Raw genomic sequence first — 16689 nt, forward strand, 5'->3', positions numbered from 1 at the left:
TGTACTATTTGATTTATATCAAAAAATGATGTGCGTATATCCTGCAATTTCGCACTGTAACAGACATACAGTATGAAGAAAATATTGATAATACAGGGAAATCCCCATCAGGGGAGTTATTGCAATGCCCTGGCTACTACTTATCAGCAAGCTGCAAAGTCAGCAGGACACGAGGTGGAACTGATACATTTGTATGATTTAAATTTCGACCTGAGTCTGCGGCATGGATACCATCAGCGCACAGAATGGGAACCTGACCTGCACGATGCCTGGGCAAAAATACAGGCTGCCGGTCACCTGGTATGGATATACCCTACGTGGTGGGGTACTATGCCTGCGTTACTCAAGGGCTTCATAGACCGGGTGTTTCTCCCTGGCAAAGCGTTTAAGTACCGTGGTGAGAAATCATTATTTTGGGATAAACTACTTAAACATAAATCCGGCCGCATTATCACTACCATGGATTCGCCGGCCTGGTATAACCGCATCTTTTACGGCAATGCTGGTATTCGCGCGATGAAAACCGTTACACTTGAATTTTGCGGCGTGTCGCCGGTGAAAGTTACGGTACTGGACAAAATGAAACTACGTTCCCCGCAGGCGCTGGAAAAAGGGATACGCCAGATAGAACGGCTGGCGCAGCAAGGGAAATAACAAGTACTCCGGAAACCCTTGTTGTCAGGGTTTCCGGAGTTTACACCTTCTCCACCGTGGAATTTTATTCAATCACTTTCAGGTAGCGGGCCATCCAATAGGGCAACAAATATTCATCTCCTGCCAGTTCGGAATCGCCATCATGGCCGCCATCCAGGGTGAATGCGTTAGCATTGTGCCGGTGCACAGGCAGTTCATCCAGTGGTAACAATATTGCGGTGGTTTGATTGCGGAAGTTGGCCGGCAGTAATGTGATATCTTTCCGATGGGAGTTTTGTATAGTCCAGGTAATTTGATCCATCGGGAAAGTTTGCAGCCACCAGGTAGTGGCATCTGCATCGTAGTCGCCGGCAGTGGCGCGGGTAATGAGGTTCCACAATCCATTTTTTTCCGGCCGTTCCATCTCCCAGTGATTACGGATAGCCCCTTTGTACTGTTGTTTCAGTTCATCGGTAAAGGCATAGTTATATAATACCCAGTAGGTAAGAAACGCCATTTCATCGTCGGAATGATTCCAGCCGCCGGTACCCATATCGATGCCCATGTGCAGATAGCCGGGGGTTGATTTTATTTTATGATAGTCGATCTGGATATTTTTCAGATAGCCATACTTGTTCAGCAATTTATAGGCTTCTGTTTTGTAGCGTTCCTTACCGGTAAGCGCATAGGCCAACTGTAAACCTGCGATGATAGTAGTACTCCCGAGCCGGCGATCCCCAATGGTTTCAGGATACCAGTTGATATATTCTGGTCCCCAGCGTGCCCAGAGGGTGGGCTTATTATCGATATCTACCATGGTGTATTTATGATCGATAATATGGGTCATGATCTTGTCGATAAAAGCGGCCACCCGTTGTTTTTCTTCCGGTGTTTCTGCTACCATTTCATGTAGTACAGCTGTTATCCAGATGTAGGCTACGTATTCGTCGCTGCTGGTATGTCCTTTCCATTCCCATTCGGAATCCGGTGAGTTGCGCCATCTTTCCGGATCTGAATTCTTGTATCCTTTTCTTTCGAAGGTGCGGGAAGGAAACCCGGTGAGCTGGTTGATGGACAAGATTCTTTCAAAGGCTTCAAAAGCTTCCCAGGCGTAGCGTTTGGCCACCGGTTCGTGCGTGGTGGCATATCGGAATGCCTGGCTGCCGAGATAGAAGCTGCTCCAGAGGCCATCGTTATCAGTATCCGCCATTTCCGCCGAGGCAACATCGCCGGGAGTATTCAGTTGTACATTGGAAATAAAGCCATATCTGATATGGCGTTCCCGGATTTTACGTTCAAAATAGGCCGCTTTCTGTGCGAAAGTTTGTTGGGTAAATGCAATTTTATTGAGACCGGTAGCTGTTAAGATATATACGTCACCGTTACTATCTGTTGCCAGGGATTTTACGTCGTCCTGGTTGAGCCAGCGGCGGGAAGCGAAATAGCGGTAGTCGCCGGCACTGGTTTTCATGAATGCACCCCGGGGTGTACCTGCCCAGACATGTCCATTTACCACCAGTAATGCGTTGATATCGGGAACGGGTACACGTACCTGCAAAGACAAACTGGTATCGCCGTTGCGGCTGTTGATAGCGTAGTAGCCGTTGCGGGTACCGAGTATTACGTCATTGCCATTGAATGCCATCGCAGTCGCGTCTTTAACGGCATGTACGGACACGAAGCGGTCGCCGTCCAAGCGATACACGGCTTTATTGGTGAGGATAAAGAAGGTGCCTGCATTGGCGGCCATGCTTTGAATATTCTCCGGCAGTGCGGGCAGCTCCTGCAGTTTGCCATTGACGCCAATGGCGAGTGCATTGTTGCCGCTCAGCAGCATGCGGCCGGTAGCATCTACTGCCACCCGGTTAAATTTATTCAGTGGTAAATTGATATACGGTATACCTGCGTATCCATTGGTCAAACATTTATCTGCATAGAGATAATACAGGTGACCGCTGGTTTCCCGGGTGGTGACATCTACCGGGATTTTCTGTGCCAACGGGCGGAAGCGGACATCTCTTACCAGGTCGTTGCCACTCAGCCGGTAGAAACCCCGGGAGGTTAATACCTGTACGTTATCATTGTAGTCAATAATTACTTTGAGCAGCTGTAGTCCTGCCGGAACGTTGTATTTCACTGATACTGCCTGCGTGAAAGGCAGGTCTGTGGCGGCATGGGAAGTACACCACAGCAGCAGACCTGCTGCGAGGATTGTTAATTGCTTCATTCCAGTTGTTTTATAATTTAATCAGCCACACTTCGGTGACCCTTGAATGTTGACGCCAGTTCAGGTGTTCCTCATCTATTGGATCCCAGGTAAGTACGAGGGTGCCGGTTTTACTTAAGGTGGCGGGTATCGCAAACGTTTTGCGTTCGCCAATGCCTTTATCGTAGCGACCGGGTGTTAATAATACGCCATTGGCGCGCAGCAGGCATTCACCATAGCCGGTTACCTGTACCTCGTAGCGGGCCGTGGTATCGAGGTGATCGTAGCGCATGGCCGAAGGCCAGCGCAGGCTTATCATCCACGACATCCGTTTACGGCTGCGGCCACTCTCCCACCAATCAAATCCCGGGGCATCGCTCCTGCGTACCAACGGATCTGTGTGTTGGTCTTCCGTGCGTACCACATGGGGGGATTTGCCAATATTACCCACGGCATCGTAGTAACTGCCGGGACCAGGATTTTCCCAGCGCGCGATCGTGTCCAGTGCTTTTCGTTGGTCCGTTTCCGGTAGTGTGCGAATATATTTGAACCTGTCTTCCAGCCACCAGCGATTATTCAGGGGGCGGTCGAGGAAATCCAGTACAGCGCCTCTTTCCGGTCCGGCAGCCTGGTATTTTGCTACGCTGGTTTGGAGGGCAACGGATTGAAAGAGGTCATCGCACAAGGCTACAATGCGATCATGCCATTGAGGCATGATGATGCTGTCTGCCTGTTGTAATATTGCTTCTGCGCGGCCCATGGCATCGCCGCCTTCCAGCAACGTGCGGTTGGCAGCGGCTTCCAAAGCGGCTTCGCGAATAGCGCGTTGTCTCGTATAGGCGTCATAGTAAGCCCTGAGCAGGCACATCTGCCAGCGCCAGTTGCCGGCCAGTTCCGGGTGTTGCTGCTCCAACTTTTGCCAGCAGGTGAGTGTAGCGGGTATACCGCCGTTGTCGGCAACAGGACCCTCCCAGTTCTTTTCCAGCGCCAGTATACCATCGGCGGCTTCTGCGGCAAAGGCGCTGCCAAAAAAGTAATGACAGTATTGTAGCAGCATGTCCCGTACATTGGCCTGGCTGTTCCAGCCCAGCATGCTCCATACCATTTTATTGAGATCATCGTGCGCACCGTCGGAGTAGCTGACAAAGCCGTCCATGGTGGGTGCAATAAAACGATAGATATTGGTATAATACAGCGGTTGCGGATTTACCGGCTCACGGCCAAGGGTATACGCAAACGCGGGATCCCACCAGAGTACGGGGTAATCGCAACGCACCGTATGCGTGATATCCGGGTAGTGACGGATGGGATACTTTGCGGGCAGTGCGGCCCGGGTATCTTCCAGCGAAGGGCTGGAGGGACCAACAACGATCCCTCCTAACCACATTGGCTGATGTTGATGGATATAGGAATAAACGAACGCACACTGATCGGGTGTATAGCCTTGCAGCGACAGCCAGATGCGTGCTTTCGGATGATACTTTTTTAAGGCAACGGATAATTCTTCCAGCAGGGGAATGACTTGTTGTGGTGCATTATCGCCGGGATCTCCGCCGGGAAAGAATACTGCATCGAGACGGGGCGCCTGCCGGAGCAGGGTATCGAATTGCAGCAGGTAATGTTTTCTTTTATCAATGTCTTTGAGGTCAAAGGTGGCGGGTGTCCATACAGAAAAGTCCAGGTCATATTTTTGACAAAAACCGCTGATGCGCAGGTTCATGTCCATGGAAGGAAGGTGGAAATGGGGAGATGGCGGCATAAAAGGAATCGCCTCAATCGTGTTGGCCCCAAAGAGCGCGAGGTCGCGGATGTATTGCTCGTATTGTTCCGGTGTCCATCCATCGTACGAGTTAGCGAGGTTGCGGTAGCCGATCTGATGTCCGCGCACGGCTTTTTCCGGGGCAGCATCTACTTTTAGTATATCCGGCAACGTTACCTGTTGTCGTTCATATTGCATGTTGCGGAGTAAATAACCGGCGCCATATAACAGGCCACGGGTACCATCGCCCTCTACCTGTATCATTTGTTTGTTTTTCCCGCTAATTGTACGAATATGATACGATTCGGGGGCGCAGGGAATAGGTGTAAATACGATCACCTGCCCCTTTTCCGGCATCCTGTTACTGATTGGCCAGGTGATGCCAGTACGGCGTTGTACTTCTTCCTGTAAAACCAGGGCAGCGATCTGTTTATCTTTTGTAACAATTGTTACCTGTTGCCAGGCGGCAGCAGGGCATAACAGTGGAATAAAAAAAAGTATCGTAAAAAATCCTCTCATCATGTCATTTGAATCGGCTTAACCAAAAAAGGAATAGTAGGACGAGGAAGCTTTTAGCGGTTAGCGGTTAGCTGTTAGCTGTTAGCAAATGCAGCGAAGTTTATGTTATGCTAATCTTCGCTGCATTTGCTAACAGCTAACAGCTAACAGCTAACAGCTAATGGCTAACAGCTATTTCAAATACCACATCAGGGTAGTTTGTTTATCAGGACCGAATACCGCTACCGCTTTTTGATATTCAGCTTCATTGGTATCACGCTCACCGGTAGGATAGATATAGCGTTTAGGCAATACCGGAGTTGAAGATAATGGTCCCAATACGAATTTGGGGAATCCGGTACGACGGTTGTCGAACCAGGCCTCTGCTCCTTTCAGGAAGCCGGCAATCCATTTCTGACCTATCAATTGTTCCAGTGTACCATTATATTTTACCAAAGGCTGATCGAAGTAATGTGCATCAGTAGCCGCTTTATCTACACCATAGAACTTCATGTTATTGAGGATTCCATCGTAATAGAGGCTTTCTGCTGTTTTACCCGGCACTGTTACTTTCCCTGCCTGTACGCATTCTGCGAGAATGAAGCATACTTCTGCATACGTGAGCATGCTGGCCTTCAGCATCGCGTCGCTGGGTTTAGTGAATAGTAAAGACAAACGGGAGATGTGTGTTTTACCACCGTTATAGTCATACGGTGCAGGAATGGCATTGGGTACTCCTACATATACATTGGGATCTGTTTTCCATCCATTAAGTGAGTCTACCGGTGCAATCCATACGGCCAAACGGGGATCGTTGCGCTGCAATAAGGCATCTACAATTTCCTTACTGGGCTTACGTTTGTCGAATTCGTCCACAGAGCTACCCTGTGTGCTACCCGGCCAGCTATCAGCACTTACCGCACCTTTATAGACGATTTCTGCGTTGTCGGCGTTACTTTCGAAGATGGGGTATTTGGTTTTGTCGTTCAGGATTTCCTGCATTTCCGTAAAAGCAGGTGCATAATTTTTGGAAATGCGCAGCAGCATCCGAAGGCGCAAAGAGTTAGCGAATTTCTGCCATTTTAAGGGCACTCCTCCGTACATCGCATCTGCTTTGGGATCAATACTACCCGACAACTTAGGCAGGTCGTTATTAGCGTCTTTAAGCGATTGCAATAACGCAGGGTATACTGTTTGCTGCTGATCATACTTTGGATGCGTGATGCGGTCTTGTTTCAGGCGTAACGCATCCGTGTAAGGAATATCGCCGAAAAGATCCGAGGCATATGCGAAATTAAAAGCCGCCATGATTTTACCTACTGCGAGGTATTGGGGTAAATTCAATTTGGTAGCAAGGCCCATCATCTCCTGGTTGGCAGAGAGTCTTCCATAATAGTCGTCCCAACTTTGCGGTCCCCAATCGAATTTATCATTCCCTTCATTGCGCACCATCGTAATATAACGGCCGGCAGAAGCAGGTTTATCGAAATAAGCTTCCTTCTGATAACCATAAGCCGTATTAATGATTACGGTTGACATCAGGAACTCCGGGCTGATCACTTCTGATTCATTCGGATTGGTGTTGATCTCTTCAAATCCTTTCTTGCAGGATGCGAAAACCAATCCGATTCCCAGTATATAATATTTTAGAGGTATGCGTAGCATCACCATACAATTTTTGGTTTAGAAATTGAAACCTATTTTAGCGCCATAAGAACGGGTATAAGGCAATCCCCAACTGGCAACGCCTGGTGAGAAGCTGCCGTTAGTGAGCGTCATTGCTGTTTCCGGATCATATCCAGATTCTGCGGCCGTCCAGGTAAAGAGATTACGTGCAATCAACGAAATACTCAGGTTATTCAATGGCAGCTTGCCCAGCATTTTCTTGGGGAAAGCATAGGTCAGCGAAGCTTCGCGCAACTTCACATAGCTGGCATCGAAAGTAGAACGGGCTGGAAAATCCCAGTAGTATTCACCATAGTAATTTTCAGGATCTGTGACGTTGTCGTTGAGCTTATATTTTCCGTTACCATCGCTCACGTAACCAAAGAGGATCATTCCATCGGTACGTTTGTTTCCATCGGCATCTGTCCATGATAAGCCACCGGTTTTAGGATCACGGCCAGGTACGGTAGTTTGTGTACGACCATCACTCAGCAGGTTCTTGGCTACATAAGAGAAGAAGTTACCTCCCTGGCGCCAGTCGATCAGCACATTCAGCGCAAATCCTTTGTAGGTAAATGTGTTACTGATTCCCAACATAAAATTGGGATTATAGTTACCAATCTTTACGTAATCATTTCCTTTCTGATACCCACCTTCATCGCTCAATAAAGGTTGTCCTTTGAATTCACCATCTGGTACGGTGATCCAGGTCTGCGCATACATATCTCCCATTTCTGTACCTTCCTTCACCAGGAAGCGAACTCCCTCGGCGCTTCCGAGGAAATAACTGCTGAGACCTTCCTTCAACTCCAATACTTTATTACGATTACGGGTATAATTTAATTGCAGATCCCAGCGGAATGGGCCTGCCACCGGCGTAGCACTTAACCCAATTTCAATACCCCTGTTCTGAATTTTACCTGCGTTGGTGACCATATTTGAATAGCCAGTAGCTTTGGTAACCGGAATATTAATAATCTGGTTACGACTCACCGTATTATAATAAGTAAAGTCAAGTCCTATACGTCCTTTCAGGAAACGCAAGTCGGCTCCAAGTTCGTGTGAAGTAGCGATCAATGGTTTTAACTCGTTATTTTTCAGCACGTCACTGATATTGGCCTGTTTCACATCACCCCAATCCTGTCCAAAATTAAACGTGTTGTAGAGTTGATAGGGAGGCGCATCTCCTCCTACCTGCGCCCAGTTCACCCGGACTTTGGCAAAAGATAATACATCAGATTTGAGTCCCAACATATCCGATACAATCAGGCTTAGTGAAGCGGAAGGATAGAAATAGGAATTGTTGGCCATTGGCAATGTGCTGGACCAGTCGTTGCGCGCGGTGAGGTCCAGGAAGGCATAGTTCCGGTAACTCACCTGTCCCATACCATACACACTATTGATCCTTTTGTTAGACCTATAAGAGTTATTTACCACCGTACCAGCTTTAGCATTGGCAATTGTATACAGTTGGGGGATTACCAGGGCCTCCGATTTCTGGGAGGATCCTTTCCCAAATTGATTCATACGATTGGCACCACCAGATACCGAAACGAAGAAATCTTTATTGATGTTCTTTTTATAACTCAACAGGAAGTCGGTATTCTGTTCCCGGAAATATTCGGTTTCCAAAGCATAGGCGCCCGTTTTATTTCTAATGGCACTAAAAGGGCGTTTGCTTTCGCGGGTTTCAGAATAGAGATCCATCCCGGTACGTGCCATGAGCGACAACTCTTTGGTGAGCTGGAGATCAATTTGCACGTTTCCTGTCATACGATCACGGTCAAATCCGTTGGTGAATTCGTAGGCTACCAGGTAAGGATTATCTGTAGATCCCGGCACATGAGAAAACTGTTGCAGTCCTTCTCTGCCCGGCATCCAGTAATTGCGGAGTTGTCTGATATCTACGTTTGGCGTGGTAGTATATACAATATTACTAACACTACCCCGGTTAAACGTAGGACGATTATTGCTGGCATTTTTTGTGTAACCAATATTGGTGCTCACCCGGATATTGGGTTTGAGGTTATATGCTGCTGCCAGGTTCAGGGTATTTCTTTTCAAATCTGTATTGGGGATAATGCCTTCATTTTTCAGATTAGTGAAAGAAAGGCGAAAACTACCTTCTTTGTTATTCCCACTAACAGCAATGTTATTGGTAAAAGTAGATCCTGTGCGGAAAAAATCTTTAAAGCGGTTAGGATAAGATACCCAATCTGTTGCAATAGGCTGGCCATTGGCATCCAATGGGCTGTTCCACTGAACATGCTTGGTACCTACATCCAGTCGCGGTCCCCAACTGGCATCTGAGATCGTTTCATCGGAGCCTTCCCGGTCACCGGAACCAAATTCATTCTGGAACTTGGGAAATAACCAGGGTTGGTCGAACATGGCGCTGGAGTTGACAGAAACACCGAGGCCTTTTGTAAGCCCGGAGCCTGACTTACTGGTGATCAGTATCACGCCATTGATAGCACGAGAACCGTATAAAGCAGAAGCGCTGGCACCTTTCAACACCGTAATACTGGCGATGTCGTCCGGGTTAATATCGGCGATTGTGCTACCGTAGTCCACTACTACCTGTCCTACCGTTTGCTTGGGTGTGCGGACACCTGAAGAGATGGGAATGCCATCCAATACGTATAAAGGCTGATTATAATCGCTAAGACTACTTTGACCGCGGATGGTTACCAGTGCAGTACCGGCAGGATCAGAACTGGTAGCTCTTACGTTTACACCCGCTACTTTACCAGATAACGCGTTGGCCACGTTCACTTCTTTCACTGTGCTCACCTGGTCGCCTTTGATGGTAGCGATGGAGTACCCGAGTGCTTTCTCCTGGCGTTTAATGCCGAGGGCCGTTACTACCACGTCGTCCAGGCTACGTATATCCTGTACGAGTTGTACCTGCAGATTGCCATTTCCGGCTTTCTGTTCCTGGGCAACATAGCCCACAAAGCGGAACGACAGCACTGCATTGGCGCTGGCCACGCGGAGCGAGAAATGTCCTTCTGCATCTGTAACGGTGCCGTTGTTAGTACCTTTTTCGTGCACCGTTACACCTGGTAGCGGTGTACCCTTTTGATCCGTTACGGTACCTTTCACCTGTACATCTGCCGCAGTGGTGGTTACTTTGGCGACAGTAGTGGTGCGGATGGCGTAATCGTGTTCACTGAGTTTTACTGCCTGTAGTCCCAGGGGCGAAAGCATTTTTGTTAGCTGTACATCCAGGTTGGCAGCGTTTAGCCGTCCGGGTTTGGTAGCTACAAATTTGTCTGTCACCTGTGCAGGCGAGTAGTTGAAGCTGACATTCAGCCTGTTTTCCAGGTCGGTCAGCATTTGGCGTAGGGAGATAGAACCTGCTTCCCCTGGAGTGTTTCCGCTATTTACCATTAACTGCTGGGCAGGGGCAGACATCCCCAACACCAGCAATAACAGCAGCATGGCGCTCCATGGAGCATAAAGCTTCGTAAAGCTCTTTTGCATAACTGTAAATTTTAAGCACTTTATTCAAAAATGATGACTGAATTATGTTGTGTCATTTTCAGCTGATGCACGGTGGCCATTGCCTTTAACAGCAAGGCGGGATCAGCAGCAGGACCTGAACCGGTGAAGAGCAGGCCTTCCATCCTTTTATTCCTAAACTCAATATGATACCCGTATATATCGGTTAATTGCTGTGCTACGTTTAGTAATGTTTCTTCATGGAACACCAGGCGGTGTTGTTTCCAGGCGGTTAATGGAGCGGCATCCCCCGTTAAACGCTGATGCGTACCGGATGCAAACAGCATCATGTCTCCCGGCGTCATCTGTAAACTATCATTGACCACGATCTTCCCTTCTTCCAATAATACCTTCACTTTTTCGTGACGATGATATACGTTGAAGGCTGTTCCTTTTACTTCAATGGTGACCGCCGGCATGATCACCCTGAACTTAGGATGTAAGCCTGCGGGTGATTTGGATACATTAAAATAGGCTTCACCTTGTAGTGCTACTGTTCTTACTTTGTCTTGCTCCCATTTGGCCGGGTACGCTACGGCAGAATTGGCGTTGAGTTGTACAACAGAGCCATCGGGCAGATGTATGATTTTGGTTTCGCCGAAACCGGTTTGTACTATTATTTTCTCCGGTGCAGCGTGGCTGGTCCGGTACCAGGTAACCGCAAATAGAGTGAGCGTAGCAGCGGCTATGGAGGCGCCGATGGTATAGAGCCATCTTCTGCGCGATAGTCCGTTATTTTTTTTAACGGCAGCATCGTTCAGCAGCTGATCTACCTGGTATTTGACCGCGTCCATTTCTTCCACACTTACTTCATGGGTACGGAACTGTAGTGCCAGCACCATGGCGCGTGCCTCCTGCAGCACCTGTTCTTTCCCAGGATATGCAGCCTGCCACTGTATCCAGAAAGCAGTATTTGTATTTTCCAGTACCCATGCCCGGAAAGAGGCATCTGCAGCAAAATCAGCTGCATCGTATCCACCATAGTTCATAAAAAAGTACCTTGTACTTATAGTAGAGACAGGAACCGGAAAAATACCCTCAGGAAAATTAAACTTTTTTCAAATTATTTTTTAGCGGAGCATTAAAGCCGACTCATTAGGCGCCAGCAACTCTTTGAGTTCTGCTATAGCACGATATATTAAGGTACGGGCATATTTCACTTCTTTCAATCCCATAATCTCTGCAATCTCTTCGTAGGTAAGATTTTCGTAAAACCGGAGATACACCGCTTCTTTCTGGCGGAGGGTAAGTGCGTGCAATTTTTGTTGTAACAGGCGTGCAGCGTGTTCGTTGTGTTGGCGATTGATTAAAATACTTTCAGGCGACAGCTCCAGGTCGAAAAGTGAGGCTACCTGCTCGTCCAGCATACCGGGCATTTTAGCCGACTTTCCCAGGTAGCGGAATAATTTTCTTCTCGCGGCTACCAACAGGTAGCTTTTCAGGTTGACCGGTGCTGACAGGCCGGCACGTTGCAGGAACAACTGCGAAAAGAAGTCCTGCAACATGTCTTTTACCAGGTTACGGTCCGTCGTGAACCGGATGCAATACCGGAATAGCAGCGGGAAATAACGCTGGTAAATTTCTCCGAAAGCTTCCCGATCCCCCTCACAAAGCCTACCCCACAGGAACATTTCATCTTGCTGCGAATTATAAAGGCTGGTTGACATCTATTATGTGAATTAGGAACAAGATTTCTCTAAACTACACATTGGCCGGTTGCCATCATAATTTCCTGCCTGAAAATAACAACGATTTAATGTGCCGACAAAGCCCCGGTAACTACCTCTTTGATCTGTAACCGCTCACACCAGCCCTTGAAATCAAGGTAAATCTGTTGCAAGGTTTCTTTCTGCTCCGGCGTTAATTCCAACGCATGTGCGCGACTGATGGTACGTACCGGCAATCCCCGCAGCTGCAGAAAGTACTTGGCGCTCAGGGGATAAGCCATATGGATCAGCGGATCTACTCTTTGCAGCTCGGATTGTATCCAGCTTACCTCTTCCTGCTTGCTTTCATCATTAACATGATTACATAACCATACCAATATTTCAGGATAAAAATTCCCGGAAATGGAAGACATCCCCGCAGCACCCATTTTCATAGAGGCGACCCCGTTAGGTGTATGCGCATCGTAAAACTCCAACCGGCTACCCGCTGTTACCGCCAGTTTTGCCCGTACATTCTCTACATTACAGGAAGTGTCTTTATGATAAATCAGGCGATTGGTAGATAGTAAGGTAGCTAAAATTTCCGGACTAATCACTCTCTTATAAGGCGCCGGGCATTCATACAAGCCCAGTGGAATATTGCCGGTCAATGAAAACAGCTGATCAAATCTTTGTAGCAACACCGTATCCGGTTCATCGATGTTGGCAAAGTGACCGGTAATCATAATAACAGAGTCTACCCCGGTATCGTGTATCTTTTGGGTGAACAACGCCTTATCCGGAATAGTTAATCCAAAGGACCCGGTGGCTACCACGGGCGCCCGGCCATTGACATAGCGTACCACGTGGCGCGTCAGCTCCAGCCGCTCGTCTTCGCTGATACTATACATTTCGGACGAAAGACAATTGGCAAAAAAGCCTTTCACCCCGGCTTCCAGGTAAAAATCGATCAGCTGTTCAATCATGTCATGATCTATCTGAGCTTTCAGATTAAACGGCGTGATCATCACCGGAACAAATTTCTTTTGCATAACAAACAGGTTTAAGATTCAGGGAGTGTACGGCGTTGCAGTCGTGTTAACAACATGCCCGCCAGGAATATTGATAAAGTGCCTACCACAATAATCAAATGCACATGCAGTGGGCTGCGCCATTGCTCCCACGCGGCAGGCAGGTATTTGGAAAGCGACATCCACAGAATGACCAACAGGCCTATTACCGTAGCAGTAACGGCTGCTGTATTCTTTGTTTTAGAGACAATGCCCAGGAGAAATAAACCCAGCATTCCGCCAGCGAAAATGCCGGACAGTTCCCACCAGATATCCAGGATACTCTTCACTCCTATCATGGAGATACCAAAAAGTATGGCCAGCAACCCGGTCACCGTAGTGGCGATGTACAATACCCGCATTTCCTTGTCTGGACTGGCGCCCGGGCGGATATAACGCTGGTAAATATCTTTCAAAAAAACAGTGGCTGTACTATTCATCCCACTACTCACCGTACTCATTGCCGCAGACAATATGGCTGCTACAATTAAGCCTAACAATCCTTTTGGCACCTTCGTAACCATAAACCAGGGTAATACTTTGTCGCCATAATCCGCTGGCAGCAAGGACTCCACTGGCACATGCCGTTCAGCTGCCACCTGTTGTTTCACCGTGAGCAATGCCTCCGGATGTTGCTGCGCATAGGCAAATAACGCAGTACCAATGAAAAAGAACACCATGCTCACCGGCACATACCAGTACACACATAACCAGATGCTGCGGGAGGCTTCTTTCTCTGAACGGGCCGTATGATAGCGTTGTACGTAGTTTTGATCCATCCCGAAATTGTTCAGGTTAATAAAAAAACCATACAGTAATACTACCCAAAAAGTAGCCGTGCTAAAATCAGCCGGGTTAAAACTACCCAGTGAAAACTTCGCGTGGCTGATACCTATACTGAATATATCCGCGATCCCATTTTTCATACCGGCAATTACCAGTCCCAGGATAATCAATGCTCCGGCCGTTTTAATAATTCCCTGTAATACTTCTGTCCAGATCACGGCTTCCATCCCTCCCAGTACGGTATATATAATAATACAGATCCCTGTAACGGTCATAATCGTACGCATTTCCAAACCGGTGAGCGCTTGCAGCGCCAGTGCCACTCCAAAAAAGATAGTGCCCATCCTGGCCAGCTGCATCAATATAAAACAGGCAGTGGCGTAAGTCCTGGCCCATGGTCCAAAGCGGCGCTCCAGGTGGGTGTAGGCACTTACTTCTCCACTATGCCGGTAAAATGGCACAAAATATTTAGCTGCAATAAATGCGGCGAGCGGCATCGACAAGCTGAATACAAATGCATTCCAGTTGCTGCCGAACGATTTCCCCGGTACACCGAGGAACGTATTGCTGCTCAAAAAAGTAGCGTATAATGATAGCCCCAATGCCCAACCAGGAATTGTTCCGGAGGCTGTTGTGAACTGTGCGGCATTTTTGTTTTTCCTGGAAAACCACAACCCCGTCAAAATCATACAAAGCAGGTATATCACAATGACAGCCAGATCAATTAAAGGCATTTGGTGCATAAAAGTTCGCTATTGGTTGATAATTTCGTACGTGGAAAATAAAATAGTTGTGCTACTTGCTACTGCTAAGGTTGGCTTTTTTTTCCGATCAAACAATGTTGCAGGTTATGAAAAGAATGGCTTAAATTACTATTACCATGAATCACCTTGCCACCCACACACCCAGTACATGGATTTTACCTGACCACCTGAAACGCAAGCTGGAAAAGCATCCACTTGGCAGGAATCTTTTTATTACCAATATAGGGCGCTATCCCGAAAATACTGCCCGCGAACCGGTGGAGGTAAAAGGCAGCCCGGTATATACCTTACTATATGCCGCACATGGCAAAGGCTGGATGGAAACGGGCGACAAAAAAACGGTCATCAAACCCAATCAATACCTGCTGATTCCGGCGAATACACCGTTCCGCATAGGTCCCGCTCCCGATGATCCCTGGCGCCTGTATACGGTGCAGTTTTCCGGGCTGTTGGCGGCTGCGATATACAAATATCTTGACACCACCGCCAAACCTCGCACCATTCCGCCGCTGGTGGGCAGGAATGCACAGTTTGATGATATCCTGCATCACCTGGACCTGATGAATAATATTGAAAACCTGTTGTACGCCAATTTCCGCTTCTATAGTTTCCTCGGCACTTTCCGGCTCAGTGTTTTTAATTATATGAAGCATGGGGCAGATAATATTATAGAACAGTGTATACAGCTCATGAAACAGCGCCTGGAAGAGCATCTCACCCTGGCAGACCTTTCCAGGGAAATGGGATTATCCGCCTCTTACCTGTCCGCATTATTCAAAGAGAAAACACGCTACGGACCTATACAACTGTTTACTTCGCTGCGCATGCAGAAAGCCAGCCAGTTACTAAGGGAAACTAATTTAACAGTAAAAGAAATTGCGGGCGAAATGGGGTATCCTGATCAATATACTTTTTCGAGGTCGTTTAAATTAGTGATGGGGGTGTCACCTAAAACGTTCCGGGATAAATTGTGAGGAAGCTTTTAGCTGTTAGCTATTAGCCGTTAGTAAATGCAGCGAAGATTAACAGATGATGGCCTTCGCTGCATTTACTAACGGCTAAAAGCTAAAGGCTAACAACTTTACCGGTGCGTACTGATTCATCGCAGGCAAAAGCGATGCGTAAGCTATTCACGGCATCTTCTACGTGATCAGTCAGATCCACATCTTCCCGTATGGCATCCAGGAAATACAGTTGTTCCCGGTCGCACAAGCCCTGGTGATCCGGTTCTCCTTCCATGGTGATCCAGGTATCTTCTTTCGCAAACTTTCCATTGGCATCCAGTGCGGCGTGATGAAAGCGGAGTGATTCTGTTTTAGTATGTGCGTCTACGTTATCTGAGTTACCGGTGGCGCCGGCATCTTTTGCAACGATAGAAACGGATCCTTCCGGCCCGATCACATCTTTTACAAAAAAGGCGGTTTCACTCATCATGGGTCCCCAGCCGGCTTCATACCAACCTATCGAGCCGTCTTCAAAACGAATCTGCAGCTGACCGTAGTTATAATTATCCGCCGGCACATCATCTGAAAGCCGGGCGCCGATAGCATATACCTGTACTGGTTTAGAGCGGGTCATCTGGCACATCACATCAATGTAGTGCACGCCGCAATCCACAATAGGGCTCAGACTTTGCAACAGGTTACGGTGTACGGTCCACTTGCTGCCCTGGCTTTGTTGATTGAGGTTCATGCGCATCACCAATGGTTTACCCAGTTGTTGTGCAAGCTCCACAAACCGCTGCCAGGAAGGATGATGCCGGAGTATATAGCCCACCACCAGTTTTTTTCCTGCCTTGTGTGCAGCAGCTGCTACCCGCTCCGCTCCTGCTACCGAGTCAGCCAATGGCTTTTCTATGAATACATGACAACCATGTTCCAGCGCCATCACCGCAAAGCTTTCATGGGTATCCGGGTAAGTGGAGATGCACACCGCATCCGGTTTAGTGGCGATTAACGCCGCTTCGTAATCACTGTACAAAGGATAGCCTCCACCCAGTTTGTCGTTCAATACCTGCTTACTTGCGCCAGTAGATACAATACCACAGATGTCAAATCCATCCAGGGTATGGTAAGCAGTGGCATGAGAAGCGCCCATATTACCGCAACCAACTACCAGTACGCGAATAGGTTTCAATGATCCAGACATATCGTTATGC

At 47.9% G+C, this 16689-nt stretch carries 11 protein-coding genes; 2 read left to right on the plus strand and 9 right to left on the minus strand.

The genetic code is table 11. The features are described 5' to 3' along the window. Positions 1–72 precede the first annotated feature (72 nt). The gene (locus AC5ZC7_RS13965) at positions 73–654 is read left to right on the plus strand and encodes an NAD(P)H-dependent oxidoreductase (protein WP_496161928.1); all 582 of its coding nucleotides are present in this window, start codon (positions 73–75) and stop codon (positions 652–654) included. A gap of 64 nt (positions 655–718) precedes the next feature. Here AC5ZC7_RS13965 and AC5ZC7_RS13970 read toward each other — a convergent pair whose 3' ends face one another. The 8 genes from AC5ZC7_RS13970 to AC5ZC7_RS14005 all read right to left on the minus strand — a co-directional run bounded on the left by AC5ZC7_RS13970 (position 719) and on the right by AC5ZC7_RS14005 (position 14510). Next, a complete protein-coding gene (locus AC5ZC7_RS13970; protein WP_496161929.1) occupies positions 719–2860 on the minus strand; it encodes a hypothetical protein in 2142 nt (713 codons plus the stop codon). A gap of 10 nt (positions 2861–2870) precedes the next feature. Further along, complete coding sequence (locus AC5ZC7_RS13975; RefSeq protein WP_496161930.1) at positions 2871–5120, minus strand: hypothetical protein; 2250 nt, start codon at positions 5118–5120, stop codon at positions 2871–2873. Between the two features lie 168 nt (positions 5121–5288). Then, a complete protein-coding gene (locus AC5ZC7_RS13980; protein ID WP_496161931.1) occupies positions 5289–6761 on the minus strand; it encodes a SusD/RagB family nutrient-binding outer membrane lipoprotein in 1473 nt (490 codons plus the stop codon). 18 nt (positions 6762–6779) lie between these two features. Then, entirely contained in the window at positions 6780–10247 is a 3468-nt protein-coding gene (locus tag AC5ZC7_RS13985) for a SusC/RagA family TonB-linked outer membrane protein (RefSeq protein ID WP_496161932.1), read from the minus strand. 20 nt (positions 10248–10267) lie between these two features. Beyond that, entirely contained in the window at positions 10268–11254 is a 987-nt protein-coding gene (locus AC5ZC7_RS13990) for a FecR domain-containing protein (RefSeq protein ID WP_496161933.1), read from the minus strand. Between the two features lie 81 nt (positions 11255–11335). Beyond that, positions 11336–11932 carry a sigma-70 family RNA polymerase sigma factor gene (locus AC5ZC7_RS13995; RefSeq protein ID WP_496161934.1) on the minus strand — a complete coding sequence of 199 codons (597 nt, stop codon included), beginning with the start codon at positions 11930–11932 and terminating at the stop codon, positions 11336–11338. A gap of 86 nt (positions 11933–12018) precedes the next feature. Beyond that, positions 12019–12963, minus strand: a complete 945-nt coding sequence (locus AC5ZC7_RS14000) for a dihydrodipicolinate synthase family protein (RefSeq protein ID WP_496161935.1) — start codon at positions 12961–12963, stop codon at positions 12019–12021. A gap of 11 nt (positions 12964–12974) precedes the next feature. Further along, positions 12975–14510 (minus strand): sodium:solute symporter family transporter, encoded by a 1536-nt coding sequence (locus AC5ZC7_RS14005; RefSeq protein WP_496161936.1) that lies wholly within the window; start codon positions 14508–14510, stop codon positions 12975–12977. A gap of 137 nt (positions 14511–14647) precedes the next feature. On the opposite strand from AC5ZC7_RS14005, the gene AC5ZC7_RS14010 reads away from it, so the two are divergent. After that, positions 14648–15505 carry a helix-turn-helix domain-containing protein gene (locus AC5ZC7_RS14010; RefSeq protein WP_496161937.1) on the plus strand — a complete coding sequence of 286 codons (858 nt, stop codon included), beginning with the start codon at positions 14648–14650 and terminating at the stop codon, positions 15503–15505. Positions 15506–15596: 91 nt separating this feature from the next. Here AC5ZC7_RS14010 and AC5ZC7_RS14015 read toward each other — a convergent pair whose 3' ends face one another. Next, on the minus strand, positions 15597–16679 hold the full coding sequence (locus AC5ZC7_RS14015; protein WP_496161938.1) for a Gfo/Idh/MocA family oxidoreductase: 1083 nt from the start codon (positions 16677–16679) through the stop codon (positions 15597–15599). Positions 16680–16689 lie beyond the last annotated feature (10 nt).

The sequence above is a fragment of the Chitinophaga sp. 9-1-y genome, assembly GCF_059511905.2.